This window comes from Streptomyces sp. NBC_01334 (assembly GCF_035983595.1).
GTDB classification, from domain to species: Bacteria; Actinomycetota; Actinomycetes; order Streptomycetales; family Streptomycetaceae; genus Streptomyces; species Streptomyces coriariae.
The window spans coordinates 224032-238108 of record NZ_CP130718.1; the positions used below are offsets into that span (position 1 = coordinate 224032).

Below are 14077 nucleotides of genomic sequence, written 5' to 3' on the forward strand. Positions count from 1 at the left end.
ACGCGTGGAAGACGTTCGGACTCTTCTCGACCAGGCGGCGGGTGGGGCGGTCGAGATCCCGGCGTCCGTGTTCGCCGACCCCGACGCCGCAGCGCTCGTCTTCCCAGGCGGCACCGTGCGGATCGGCGGCGCGGTCTGCGATTCGCGGGCCCTGTGGGTCGGCGGGCAGGCCGCGATCACCGCGTCCTCGGCGCCGGTGGACATCGCTTTCACCGTCGACGGCGAGTGGGTGACCGGAACGGTGGCCGCGGTCGATCTCGGAGCGGGCCGCAGTCTGGTCCTGGTCGACGGAGCTCCGGAAGGGACGGCGCTGCCCGCCGGTGCCTGGGCGCTGACGGACGGCAAGGCGCTGCGACTGGCCCGGCGCGCGCCCGCGCCACCGACCGACCCCGAACGCCTGGACGGCCTGGGCCGCGCCTTGCCCGCCAGGCAGCACCGCGACGGCGCCACCCGCGACCTCACACCCCGCGCCCTGGTCACCGAGCACGGCATCCTCACCCCCCGTCCCGGGCCGCGCCGCCGCAAGGGCCTGCGCGTCCTCGACTCCCCGGCGGTGCGCGGCTGGTCCCCGATCGGCACCCCGGGCGGCGAGAACGGCCTGAGCGTCGACTACTACAACCCGCCGCTGCGCATCGCCGGCGCGCTGACCGCGCTCCCGGCCGCCCCGCCCTACAAGACGGTGGTCGGCGGGGTGCTGCTGGTGGACACCGGCGCGTTCAACGGCTCCGCGATGGGCGCCTACGTCATCCCCGACGGCAGCGGCGCCGATCCGTCGCTGTTCGCCTACGGCTCCCTCGGCAGCCAGACCGGTTTCGGGCCGCCGCTGTTCCAGGTGCGCGGCATCTCCGCCGGATTCGGCTGGAACAGCCGCGTACGGGTACCGGCGGCCGACGCGCTGGGCAGCTTCCCGTTCCTGGTCGCGCTCGACAACCCGGGCGAGATCGGCGCCGACGACGACGAGGTCGACCCGCTCAAGGTCCTCGGCGAGCTGATCGGCGGCTCCAACCCGTGGGTGCGCCCGCAGGAGGGCGACCTCTGGTTCGCCGCCGGCCTGGCCTTCGACTGCTTCGAGACCTTCCGCGGCCACGCCATGGCGCTGGTACAGACCGGCTCCGACCTGACGATCAGCCTGCTCGGCGTGGCCGGCATGCAGCTGCCCACCAAGAGCGACAAGAAGATCGCCCGGGTGGAGATCGGAATCGAGGCGACCCTGCGCCCGACGGCCGGGGAGCTGAGCATCGGCGCGGCGTTCACCGAGAAGACGTTCCTCATCGACCCGAACTGCAAGCTGCGCGGCGGCGTCGGCATGAAGTTCTGGTTCGGCGACCACGCCAACGCCGGTGACTTCGCGTTCATGCTCGGCGCGATCCCCGCGGGCCGGGAACTGCCCGCCCGCTACCCCAAGCAGCAGCCCGCCGGTCTGACCTGGGGCGTCGGCTCCACCGTCAACATCACCGGCAACGCCTACGCCGCGTTCACCCCCAAGTCCCTGATGGCCGGCGGCTCGCTGGACGTCGTCTTCCAGTCCGGCATGCTGCGCGCCTGGCTCACCGCCCGGGTGGACGCCCTGCTGGAGTGGAACCCCTTCTACTTCGACGTCGGCATGGGCATCCGGGTCGGGGTCTCCGCCACCATCAAGGTCTGGTTCGTCAAGATCAGGATCTCGATCGAGGTCGGCGTCAGCGTCCGGGTCTGGGGACCGGCGGTCGGTGGCGAGGCCACCGTCCACCTGTGGTTCATCTCCTTCACCATCGGCTTCGGCGCCGGTCGCCGCAACCAGGTGCCCGCGCTGGACTGGGGCGGCTTCCAGGGCATGCTCCCGCCGCCCGAGAACATGGTCCGCACCACCCCGGTCGCCGGATACACCGGCGAAGGCGCCCCGCCCACCCGAGGCGCGGTCAAACCGTGGCTGGTCAGCAACGGCGGCTTCACCTTCACCGCCGACACCCAGGCACCTGTCAGCAAGGTCTTCCTCGACCAGAACAGCACGACCCCGGTCTCCACCGACACCCCGGTGGACATCCTGCCCATGCACCTGCGGGACAAGGGCAGCGAGCTGCGGATCTGGCTCACCTACAACGGCGAGCCCGCCACCCTTACCTCCTGGGGCCGCGCGGCTCTGCGCGGAAACGTGCCCAACGGCCTGTGGGGCGAGCAGGCCGACGCACCGAACGACGGGATCATCCCCGACCGGATCCTCGGGATGCGGCTGACGTCCCCGCCGGTCGACCACGGCACCTCCACCGGGTTCCTCGACGAGAAGGCCATCTCCTTCGACCCGATCAACCCTGACGGAAACCTGCCCCTGACCACGGCTGAGTCCGCGACCGGCCCGAAGCCGACGCGGCCCGGCCGGGTGATCGCCGCGATCCAGGACGGCATCGACACCACCGCAACCCGCACCAACCGCACCGCCCTGGCCCAGGCCCTGACCGGTCTCGGCACGGACCTCGGGTCGCTCGACTCCAACCTCAGCGGCTATGCGAACGCGGCGGGCACCGCCTTCACCGCCGAGCCGATGCTGGTGGCCGCCGGCTGACCCGACCCGCTGCCCGGACCGCCCTCACCCTCGTCGTGCGGGCGGCCTGCGCCGCCGCGCGCCCACCCGCAGCGCCCGACCGACTCTCCGCCCGCCGCGTCCTGTCGAAAGGCACGCCCATGACCACCACCTCCGAACCCGCCCGGCCACGCACCAGCACACCGGCAGCCGAACACCGCACCCGGTTCTTCGACCACCGCATCCCCTCCCTGTACGCCGGCCGCTACCTCATCGACAACCGGCAGACCCTCAAGGACCTCGGCGGAGCGGACCGCGTCATCGACGCCACCCCGCAGCCCTTCGACGTCGTCCAGCCCCGCTTCAGCTTCGACCCGACCGGCATCAACGCGCAGTTCCCCGTACCCGACGCCGTCGGCACCTACAGCCAGACACTCACCCACATCAACCTCGACGCCCCCGGCCTGCCCTGGAACCGCCCCCTGGGCCCCGGCCAGCCGGGCGCCGTCCCGTGGATGGCCCTGCTGCTGTTCCGCGAGGACGAACTCCCCGGGGACCCGGACGCGGTGGGCCTGGTCGAGGCCGGCACCGTACGCGAACTCCTGAACGGTGCACACGGTGCGGGCAAGCCGCCCGCCCTGCCGCCGGAGAGCCTGCGCCCCGACGAGTACGACGAGCAGTGCGCCACGCTCCTGGTGCCCGCGGCGCTGTTCGACGCGGTCAAGCCGCTGCCCGCCGAAATGGGCTACCTCGCGCACCTGCGCGAGGGCGGACGCCCCGACGCCACCCTCGCCGGCGACGACCCGGAGCCGGACGAGGGCGAACTCAACGCCGTCCTGGTCGCCAACCGTTTCCCCGCTGCCACCGGCGGCCGACACGTCGCCCACCTGGTCTCCCTCGAAGGCCACGACCAGTACCTCACCACCCCCGCGCCGGCCGAAGGGGTGCGCCTGGTCTCCCTCACCTCCTGGTCCTTCACCACCGAACCCGACTCCGGCGTCGGCTTCGGTGACCTCGCCCAGCACCTGGCCACCACCGACGGCAAAGCGGCGCGCCCCGCCGACGAACTGCGTCTGCGCGTGCCCGTCCAGGCACCCGCCGATCCCAGCGCCCCGCAGGCCGAGGCGCTGGACCGCATGCGGGCCGGCGCCGTCGCCCTGCCCCAGCGCCTGGAGAGCGGCGAGCGCACCCTTGCCTTCTACCGCGGCCCCCTCACCGCCCAACCCGCACAGGAGCTTCCCGACCCCTGCGCCGGTCCCGAAGGCCGCCTGGACTCGGCCGGCGAGGCGCTGATCTACCTGGAGCGGTACGGCGTCTTCGACACCGCCTACGCCGCCGCGTTCACCACCGGGCGCACCCTGGCCCTGGCCGACGCCGAGTTCCGCACCGCCCTGCTGGAGTTCCGCTCCGCCGCCCGCTCCGCCGCCCGCCGCCTCGCCTCCCACCCCGACCTGGCCTCCCGCGCCGCGACCGCGCTGACCGCCCGCCAGCTCACCGCCCCCCTGGCCTACGAGGCGTTCGACCGCCTCCTGACCGCCAGTACCAGTGCCGGCGATGGCGCAGGCGGACGTGGCGGCAAGGCCCGTCTCATCCAGGCCCTCGACCAGGCCGGACCGCAGCTGCGCGCCGGCCGCCGCCGCACGGCCGGCCGAACCCGCCGCACCGCCGGCGACGTCCGTGCCGTCCTCGCCCAGCCCGGCGTAGCAGGCCTGCTCACCCAGGCAGCCGACGCCGAGTTCGCGAAGGTCACCGGCTGGCTGAACGCGCTGCGCCGCCTGGAGATGCTGGGCCTGTCGCACCTGGTCCCCGACAGCAGGGCGCTGCCGACGGAGAGCATCCGCTTCGCCTATGTGGACCCCGCCTGGGTGCGGGCGGCTGTGGACGGCGCACTGAGCGTGGGTGTGGGGCACGCGCTGGATGCCGACCTCAACGCCCTCGCGACCGGCGGCGGAGCGGTCCCGAAGTGCGCGGTGTTCCTGAACTCCAGCCTGGTCCCGAACTGGCCGAACACCATCGTCACCGCCTACGCCGGCGCCGACGTCGTCGAACCCGTGCGCGACGCGGTCTTCGGCACGGAGACCCGCCTGCTGCTGTTCCCGGAGGTGATCGACCGCTTCGAGCTGGCCGAGCCGCCGCGCGGCCTGTGCTTCGGCATCGGTGACGTCGGCACGATCGAGCTGCGAGCGATCGCCGGCGACCGGATCGGCCACCCCATGGGCGAGTTCCCGCAGCCGGCCGGCTTCGCCCGCTTCCTGCGCCCCGGCGGCCAGGACGTCCTCAACGTCGACGGCGCCGGCGACGCGCTGCTGCCCGCGCTGTCGCAGGCACACGGGGAACCGCGGATCTCCTCAGCCCAGTTCGCCCTGCAGATGATCAATGCCCCGCAGGCGCAGACATTCTCCCGGCCCTGAGCCCCGCCAAGCACCCGCGCTGACGAAAGGATCCCGGGCCATGTCCGTGGACAACACCCTCATCGTGCCGGTCGAGGTCGCGGCCCTGGCCGTCAACCGGACCACCCGCGACACCGGCACCCCGCACGTCTTCCACCGATGGATCACCAACTTCAAGAACATCGGCGAGGGCGTCCCCCCGGAGCCGGCCCCGTTCTCCAGCCCCGAGGAGTGGACCGGCCGCGAGGACCGCCTAGGCGTCTACCTCCAGTGGGAGCTGCCCGCCGCCCTCACCCGCGGCCGCCACGACGAGGAGGAAGGCGTCGGCGACTTCCCCCTGGTGCCCAACCGGTGGCTCGTGGTGCGCCACACCGACAGCACCCGCACGCTCAAGGCGTGGATCATCGAGAGCGACTACCTCGACGCGACGGACGGCTCCGTCTCCTTCCAGGACCCCGACAGCACCGAGCCGTCCGCCACGAAGATCGGCAAGTGCCACGAGCTCACCGGCCGCTGGCAGGAGTCGGCCGATCGGCGCGCGCCGTTCCTCACCGCGATCGGCCCCGGCCTGCTGACGTTCTCCGTCTTCCAGCCCTACAACACCAACGTCTTCTCCATGCACGACAGCCTCCTCGACGTGCCCGAGGGCGAACTGCCCGAGCAAGAGCGGCTCAGCTACCTCGTGGCCGGCTGGTACTCCGACCCGGCCAGTGACATCCTCGCCGGCACCGACGACCTCGCCGCCCTGCTGGAACGCCTGCAGTGGACACCGCCCGTCGGCTCCGGCAGCGGCATCCGCACCTCCGTCTACTCCGGCACAAGCCTCGGCGTGGACTGGAACCTCAACGGCTCCGTCCCCGACTCGCCCTGCCCGGCCCCGAGTGACGTCACCCCGATCGTGTCCAACAGCATCGCCGAAGCCGTCGCCGAACTCGGCGCCCAGGCCGACGGCCAGGACGGCCTCTCGGCCGACGAGGCCGACCTGTTCCGGGCCTTCCTCCTCGGCGGCATCGACGCCCTGGAGGAACGCGACCGGCCCGAGGCCGACATCCTCACCGACCGCCGCGCCCACGACACCGCCTTCGGGCCCGTGCCCGGCGGCTACCGGTGGTTCGTCGGCGAACGCGGCGAGGAGACCGGCCGCAGCGTCTCCGCCTCGGCCCGCGCGGCCGAAGCCGAGACCGTCGCCGACCTCAACCGGCGCCAGGCCGAGCACGACGCCACCGAGGCCGACCTCGACACGGCCCGCGAACGCCTCTACCACCTGTGGTGGCTCACCCGGCTGGAGCGCCAGTCCGACGGCTTCACCGCCCGCATCGACGACGAGCTCGACCCCGGCAACCCCGACGGCGCCGCGGGACACGTCGTCGCCCTCGCCCGCCGCCTAGCCGAGCAACGCGCCGAACTGCCCTGGGGCAAGACCGAGGCCGAGCTCGCAGCGCGCATCGACACCCTGCACCCGTCCTTCGGCGCCCGCGCCGCCCGCCGGCTCATCCGCGTGCCCGCCCAGGACTACGAGTACAGCGCCGACCCGGTCCTCACCCTGGAGGGCGCCAACCTCCACGCCCCCCTCGCCCGCGACACCGCCCTGCCCTGCCGCACGCCCGAACGCAGCGTCACGGCCGCCTCCGGCATCACCACCGCCGACGTCGCCGCCACCGCGGCCCAGATCGACCTCACCGGCCAGCAGCCGGCCTGCTTCCCCGCCCTGCTCGCCGAGTTCCTCATCCTCGACCGTGCCCTGCGCGGCGGCGCGATCCGGGACGTCACCGGCACCCTGCCCGAGTACGGCACCGCACCGTGGGCAATGCCCTGGCAGCCCCTGTACCTGCTGTGGAAGGCCGAGTACTTCCCCCTGCCGCTGCGCGACGGCGACACCGCCCACTGGGACTTCGTCGACGGCTCCCGCTACCAGTACAACGGCACCGCGGAAACCGGCACCCCCCTGATCGTCTCCGGCCGCCAGACCCTCGCCCCCTCCGCCGGCCACATCATCGACGGCACCCTGCAGACCTACGGCCGCCTGCGGGACCAGCTGCCCGCCAACGCCCTGCGGAGCGTCCGCTCCCAGGCCCGTGAGGCGAACTACCTCTCCCAGAGTCTCGACGGCTTCGGCGCCGCCATCGCCCAGCGCCAGCCCGCCGCCGGTCTCCAGCCCACCGGCGACCTCACCCAGCTCATCGGCAACGGCGACTACCCCCCACCCAACCCCGGCCCCCTCAAGGCCAGCGACTGGGACCCCGACCCCGTCTCCACCTTCCAGGACCTGCGCGCCGGCCAGCTCGCCTTCCTCGACCTCGCCGTTGTCGACCGCTTCGGGCGCTCCGTCAACCTCATCACCAACCCCGCGCACTTCCACCCCGAAATGCCCGACACCATGCGCGCCGCGCACCCCGTCAGCGAGTACGACAGCGACCGCTTGGTCGAACTAGGTCCCCGCCTCCTCCAGCCGGCCCGCATGCGCTTCGACTTCCTCGCCGCCACCAACGACGACGACACCGACCTCACCCCCGGCGCCAACCCTGTCTGCGCGTGGCTCCTGCACAACCGCCTCGACAAGTCCCTTGTCGTTCACGCCCCCGACGGCGCCGCGCTCGGCGAACTGCGCACCACCGTCAACCGTGACAGCGAGCGGGAGGTCACCTGGTCGGCCCTGCCCGGTTCCGACGTCGAGCGGTTCGAACAGCTGGAAGCCCTGGCCCCGCATGCCTACCGCCTCCTCGACGCGGTCAGGACCCGCGGCGAGCAGACCTTCGACGCCTTCCGCGCCACCGTCGACCGTGCCCTGCAAAGCATCGACCCCGACGGGCCCGCCGACCCCGGCCTCGGCTTCCTCCTCGGCCGCCCCCTCGCCCTGGTCCGCACCCGCCTCACCCTGGACCTGCGCGGCCCCCTGCGCACCGACGTCAGCTGGCAGAACCTGTTCGAGCCGTCCCCCTCCGAGCTTCCCGCCTACCCCTGGGCGATCCGCCTCGGCGAGGCCCAGCAGAGCGACGACGGCCTCGTCGGCTACGTCCTCGACGACGACTACGACCACTTCGAAACCGTCGTCGACCCGGCCGCCGGCGCCGACGACTACCTGCGGCCCATCGGCGAAACCCCCAGCCTCGAACTGGACTTCGGCACCCACAACACCGCGGTCGCCACCGTGCTGCTGGACCCGCGCACGGCGGTCCACGCCACCACCGACATCCTCGCCACCAAGCGCGTCTTCGTCCCCCAGGAGTTCACCGACCAGGCGATCAGCCGGATGACGGTCCACTTCCGCACCGGCCCGCTGCTGGCCGCCACCACCCGCCTGAGCGGCGAGGGCCAGGTGGAGGAAACCGTCCTCATGCCGACCCCGGCCGGCGTCCTCGGCACCTGGACCTGGACCGAACCCCGCGGCGACGACTGGCAGAACCTGCCGATCCTCAGCCAGGACCAGTACGACCTGCCGCTCGCCGAACCCGAGATCCGCTCCGGCTTCCTGTCCCTCGACAACGCCGTCGCCCACAGCCGCACCGGCCACTGACAACACCACTCCGGCGCCGCTCCACCAGAGCGGCGCCGCCCCGGATCCCGAAGGAGCGCTACATGAGCGTGGTCGTGCAGACCCAGAGCACGCAGACCACTGCGGCCGCCGACGAGCCGTTGTTGTCGTACACCGTCTCCACCACCCCCAGCCCGCTGAAGGCCTCCCCGGAGAACCCGCAGGTCCCCGAGGAGCCCGGCGAGATCGTCATCTCCGTGGCCCGGCAGAGCGGCACCCCGGCCGACGTCGAATGGATCAAGGTGAAGATCCCGGCCGGCACGATGGCCCCCGACCTCGCCACCGACCTCGCGAAGATCAGCCCCAGGATCAGCCTCGACGGCTGGACCGTACGCCTGGACGCGACCGCCAAGGAGTTCGTCTTCGAGCCTGCCGCCAGCCACGCGCCCATCGGCCCGGACACCGGCCTCACCCTCCAGCTGTCCGACATCCCCATGAGCCGCAAGGTCGGCACCGCACCGGTCACCGTCACCGAACGCTCCCGCACCGGAAGCAGCGCGTTCCAGAACCGGCCCACCGTCTTCAACCTCGGCAAGTTCCCCGCCGACTTCTACCTGCGCAACTTCCTGTGCGAACCCTCCATCATCCCCAACGGCGGCGACGTCCACCTCACCTGGGAACGCTCCGCCAACGCCACCTACGAACTCCTCTACGGCGACGTCAACCGCGACGTCACCAACCGCACCAGCCTCCCCCTCGGGGGCATCAAATCCGACACCACCTTCTACCTCCGCGCCACCACCGGCGACCCCACCAACCCCGTCATCCGCATCCTCTCCGCCCAGGTCACCGTCACCCGGCCCGACCTCGACGTCGGCAACCTCACCGTGCACGGCAGCCTGAACGCCCTCGGAAGCGCTACCCGGCTCTATCGCTACGGCTACGACGGCGCCGGGCATCAATTCTTTGACAAGACCGAGGTCGGATGGACAGCGCACGCCTCCGCAGGGTTCGCGATCGTCCACATCAGCGGCGCCACCGGCAGTGAATTCCGATTCCTGCTCAGCTCGGAAACGGTGCAGATGGCGGGTGACATGCAGAGGCCCGGCGGTGGCTACAGCGGACATTCGGCCACCCTCCCTGTGAAATACGGCGAGAAGTTCAGCTTCCGCATGCTCATGCAAGGAAGCCCCTCTCCCTACAGCACCGAGGTGTACTGGGTGCCACTCGGCCTGGCCACGACGCCACCCACACAGGACTACATCAAGCACGAATGAGCCTCAGCCGGCATGCGGGAAATGCTGATCCGCTGATCGGAAGGGTTGACGGAGTTTCAGGTTCGCTTGCCCAGCCGTCACCTGGCCGGCGTAATGCCTCTCCTCGCACTCGAAGGGGCTGAGGTACCGATAGCAGCGCTGCACGGGTGCCGAACTCGCCGCCGCGCAGAGCGGGGATCCCATGCTCCCGCCGGACGTCGCGCGAATGGGCGGGCCGGACACGAATCGATACGCGCCCTAGTCCTCCTGCCGTAGATCGCTGGTGCGACGTCCGACCGACCGCGCCTACGGGTGCGTGTCCGTGATCGCGATGACCTTGTCGAGGCGGTCCAGAGCAGCCTGCATGTCGTCGATCTTGGCCTGGATGCGGTCCCGCTCGGCGCGCAGCATGGCTCGTTGCTCGACGTCGGTGTGCCCGGCGTCCCAGCACGGAAGGAGTTCCGTGATCCTTCGGCTGGTCAGGCCAGCGGCGAACATCTGCTGGAAGAAACGGACCAGGGAGACGGCATCCTGCCGGTAGAGGCGCTGGCCGGATGGGCTGCGCTCCGCGATGAGCAGCCCCTGCTGCTCGTAGTAGCGCACGGCTCGTACCGAGACGCCGGCACCCCGCGCCACCTCGCCGATGCGGATCAGCCGCTCGGCCGCGGCCTCTGTGACGGTCATGGTGATTCCTCTCATCCCGGCCCTGATGACCAGCACTTGCCTCTGACGTTAACGTCAGGTTCTAGCGTACCGGGCATGGACATCAACAACTCAGTTGCCCTTGTCACCGGAGCCAACCGCGGCCTGGGCCGCGCCTTCGCCCAGCGCCTGCTCGAACGGGGCGCCCGCAAGGTCTACGCGACGGCTCGCCGACCCGAGACCGTGGACCTGCCCGGGGTCGACGTGCTGCCCCTCGACATCGCCGATCCCGCATCCGTGAGGGCCGCAGCCGAGGCCGCCGCGGACGTCTCGCTGCTCATCAACAACGCGGGGATCCAGACGGGGACCGACCTGGTGAACGGTTCGCTGGACGCGGTACGCCACGAGCTGGAGACCAACATGTTCGGCCACTTGGGAATGATCCGGGAGTTCGCGCCGGCGCTCGCCAGGAACGGCGGGGGCGCGATCGTCAACGTCCTCTCCGCCATGTCATGGTTCGGGGGCAAGGGCGCCAATGCCTACCACCTGGCCAAGGCCGCCGCCTGGGCCATGACCAACGGCGTCCGCCTGGAACTCGCCGAGCAGGGCACGCTCGTGACAGCGGTGCACCTCGGCCTGGCCGACACCGACATGGCCGCGGGCTGGCCCGTGGCCAAGATCGCGCCGTCGGACCTGGCCGACGCGGCGCTCGACGGTGTCGAGGCGGGCTCCGCCGAGGTCCTCGCCGACCAGTGGAGTCGGGACGTCAAGTCCCGGCTGGCGCTGACGCCGGAAGAGCTCAACGACGCGATGGACCGCGCCCTGGCGGCGCTAACGGTGGCATGAGGGGCCCCTCGGGCCGCACTGACTTCGGTCGGTTGCTTCTGAGCTCAGGCAATTAGTACTCCATCCGCAGTTGTGCATCTTCATGTTGTGGCCTCGCGTCCGCGGTAGTGGCAGTCGCGGGCGCGGGCCTGGTGTCGACGACGCCATAGGGACCAGTGCAGGCGATGGTCGCGTTGGTCGTTCGGGGATGCGGCGGGCCGGGCGAAGAGTCGCTGTATTTCGATGCAGGTGAGGGCGATGAGTCCGGTGGGGGCGGGGTGTTCGTAGTGCTCGCCTGCGCGGATGACGGCCAGGAAGGCGTGGGCGAGCATCGCGAGGGTCATCCAGCGCAGCCAGAGGGTGTGGCGGCGGACCTGGTGCTCATCCAGGCCGGCGAGGCCCTTGCCGGCCTGGAAGGTCTCCTCGATCTTCCAGCGGGTTCCGGCGACGCGGACCAGGGCGGGCAGCGCTCCTGGCCGTGGGCTGAAACAGCGGTAGTAGGCCACCTCGCCGGTGGTGCGGTTGGAGCGGATCAGTAGCTGGCAGGGCAGGTGCCCGCCGAGTGGGTGGGGATCAGGTCGACGGCGGCCCAGTCGTATGGGCGCGGGCCTTTTGCGCCGGCGCCCGCGGACAGTTGCTGCCAGCCGCGTCGGGGCACCTTGCGCATCAGCACGTCGACACGGAACTTGCCGCCAGGGGTGCGTACTTCGGTGCGGCAGGAGACGGCCATGACGTATCCCGTCCCGTGCGTGGCGATCACCGACGGCAGGGCCGGGTTGCCACCGTGGACCTCGTCGCCGGTGACCCAGCCGGCCGTGCCGCCGACCCAGAACCTCTCAAGCATCGCGGCGGCGAGCTGCGCTTTGGTGGCGAAACGCACCTCGTCGGGGTTCAGGCCCGCCCTGCGGCACCGCTCGGGATGGTCGGTCCATGCTCTGGGCAGGCACAACTCACGGTCAACGGCGGCGTGTCCACGCGGCGTGTATGGACAGGATAGACCGCGACCTGGGAGTCGATCTGATGGTGTTCGAGGTCCTGGAAGCCGCCGGCACCGAACTCACCGCATTCGAGGGCGTCGTGGTGAAAGGCGCCGAGCAGACCCACCACATGGGCAAACGCGCCTGGGTGAAGGTACGAGCACGCACCACGGCCGAAGCGGTGATCGGCGCAGCCACCCGGGCGACGACGTCACCGAGCACCCTGCTGCTGGGCCGATCCGACACCTCCGGCCGACTCCGGTTGATCGCCCGCACCACCCCGCTTCCCACCGCCGCCCGGCGCAACCTGGGAACCCGGCTGCGCCCCGCCGACGCCGACCACCCGTGGCACGGACGCCGCTTCAGCGCCGGCTGGGGCAGCCGCGGCGAGCTGGAGTTCGACCCCGTCCACCCCGAGGTCGTGGTGGAGTTCCTGGCGGACACCGCCGTCGACGACGACCGCTACCGGCCACCCCGTGCGCTTCCTGCGGATTCGGGACAATGTGCATCCGATGCGAGTGCCGAGGTTCGGAGAACCGGACTAACCGCCAGCGGGGTAGGGCCTGTCGGGCGGGCCATCCTGTCGCTGACAGTTCTGGTCGGAGGAGCCGTACCGGCCCGCGTCGCTGCCGCAGTTACGGCCCGGACGCTACCGATGGGTGGATTCAAGCAGCAGTTCGCTCAGGTCTGTCGGCATGGTGATCATGCAGTCGTGCCCGGTCGGCAGTTCCCGTATCCGTGCCGGAGAGCCGTTGGGCTGGATCGCGGGGACGGGCCGCCGCACGATGCCTTCCGGCTCTGCGCCGACGCAGTGGATGTGCGTGCGCGGAATGGAGTCCACGGCAGGGTTGTCCAGCCGGACCGGTTGCCGTAGGCAGCGCACTGGCTGGTCGGAGAGCGTCGCACGCAGCCATGCGACATCCGCCGGGTCGGTGACTCCGAACAGGCCGAGGGGCGCAGGCATCTCAGGCAGCGGCGGGATGCGCCAGCCGTTGTCGGACCTGGCGGCCAGGTCGATCAGGTTCTGGGTCATGGGCTGCACGTCGACGGCGGTCTCGCCGTGCTCCGGGACCATCGCGTCGAGGTACACCAGGTGCGCGATTCGTTCCGGTACCTCGTTGGCCACGGACGAGACGACCAGCCCCGCGTAGCTGTGCCCCACGAGCACCACCTCGGTCAGGTTCTCCTCGTGGATCAGCTTGACGACGTCTGCGACGTGCGTGTCGAGCCCCACCTCGGGACCGAGCAGGTGTGCCTTGTCGCCGTAGCCGGTCAGTGAGGGCGCGAACACGCGGTGTCCGGCCGATTCGAGCAGCGGGACCACCCGCTCCCAGCACTGGCCGCTGTGCCAGGCACCGTGCACCAGCAGAAAAGTTGACATAAAGGGAATTTCTTCCTCTTCGGAACATGGAGGCTCGGGAGCAATACGGTTCCTGTCTGTGCCTCGGTACTCTTCGGGAACCGAGATCATCGTGCTGCACCTGCCGCACTCCGATCAATAGGGCACATTTCGGTGCCCCGGTTCTCTGGAGGTAACCATGAGCGGCACAGTGGGCGGCGAGTCGCGGCCGCCACGTCCGGAGGACCCGTGCCAGGCCCGTGAAGTGCTCGGCATCGTCGGCGACAAGTGGTCGCTGCTGATCGTGCGCAACCTCAGCCAGGGGCCGCGCCGCTTCACCGAACTCAAGCGGGCCGTCGACGGGATCAGCCAGCGTATGCTCACCGTCACCCTGCGCGGCCTGGAACGCGATGGGATCCTCACACGAACCGTCCGCAACGTCATGCCCCCGCACGTCAGTTACGAACTCACTCCGATGGGCAGGACCCTCCGCGAAGCCACCGCACCCCTGTTGGAGTGGAGCATCACGCACTTGACGCACATCGACGCCGCCCGCGCCGCGTACGACGCCCGCCCCGACACCTCGCCCGCCTGACCCTCGCCCCGGCTGTTCTCGCCCATCGGCAGGTACGGCTCGATACGCCTCCCCTGGTCATCGCTGAACGGTCGGGGTCTGCTG

At 71.1% G+C, this 14077-nt stretch carries 8 protein-coding genes and 1 pseudogene; 6 read left to right on the forward strand and 3 right to left on the reverse strand.

All coding sequences use genetic code 11. The features are described 5' to 3' along the window. The first annotated feature begins 4 nt into the window (after positions 1-4). The 4 genes from OG736_RS01050 (at position 5) to OG736_RS01065 (ending at position 9636) form a co-directional block, all read left to right on the forward strand. Complete coding sequence (locus OG736_RS01050; protein ID WP_327180655.1) at positions 5-2539, forward strand: DUF6603 domain-containing protein; 2535 nt, start codon at positions 5-7, stop codon at positions 2537-2539. A 119-nt stretch (positions 2540-2658) separates the two neighbouring features. After that, on the forward strand, positions 2659-4908 hold the full coding sequence (locus tag OG736_RS01055) for a hypothetical protein (protein ID WP_327180656.1): 2250 nt from the start codon (positions 2659-2661) through the stop codon (positions 4906-4908). A gap of 40 nt (positions 4909-4948) precedes the next feature. Continuing rightward, the gene (locus OG736_RS01060) at positions 4949-8401 is read left to right on the forward strand and encodes a hypothetical protein (RefSeq protein ID WP_327180657.1); all 3453 of its coding nucleotides are present in this window, start codon (positions 4949-4951) and stop codon (positions 8399-8401) included. A gap of 62 nt (positions 8402-8463) precedes the next feature. Next, positions 8464-9636: a hypothetical protein gene (locus OG736_RS01065; protein WP_327180658.1), complete on the forward strand. Its 1173-nt coding sequence runs from the start codon at positions 8464-8466 to the stop codon at positions 9634-9636. Positions 9637-9921: 285 nt separating this feature from the next. Here the strand turns inward: OG736_RS01065 and OG736_RS01070 are convergent, their stop codons facing one another. Continuing rightward, entirely contained in the window at positions 9922-10299 is a 378-nt protein-coding gene (locus tag OG736_RS01070; RefSeq protein ID WP_327180659.1) for a MerR family transcriptional regulator, read from the reverse strand. Between the two features lie 75 nt (positions 10300-10374). Here OG736_RS01070 and OG736_RS01075 point away from each other — a divergent pair, with 75 nt between their 5' ends. Next, a complete protein-coding gene (locus OG736_RS01075) occupies positions 10375-11103 on the forward strand; it encodes an SDR family oxidoreductase (protein WP_327180660.1) in 729 nt (242 codons plus the stop codon). 80 nt (positions 11104-11183) lie between these two features. On the opposite strand, the pseudogene OG736_RS01080 reads toward OG736_RS01075, so the two are convergent. Beyond that, a pseudogene (locus OG736_RS01080) lies at positions 11184-12096 on the reverse strand (IS701 family transposase); the annotation flags it as partial. Positions 12097-12708: 612 nt separating this feature from the next. Then, complete coding sequence (locus tag OG736_RS01085) at positions 12709-13440, reverse strand: alpha/beta fold hydrolase (RefSeq protein WP_327180661.1); 732 nt, start codon at positions 13438-13440, stop codon at positions 12709-12711. A gap of 157 nt (positions 13441-13597) precedes the next feature. Here OG736_RS01085 and OG736_RS01090 point away from each other — a divergent pair, with 157 nt between their 5' ends. Next, positions 13598-13993: a winged helix-turn-helix transcriptional regulator gene (locus tag OG736_RS01090; RefSeq protein ID WP_327180662.1), complete on the forward strand. Its 396-nt coding sequence runs from the start codon at positions 13598-13600 to the stop codon at positions 13991-13993. Positions 13994-14077: the final 84 nt, after the last annotated feature.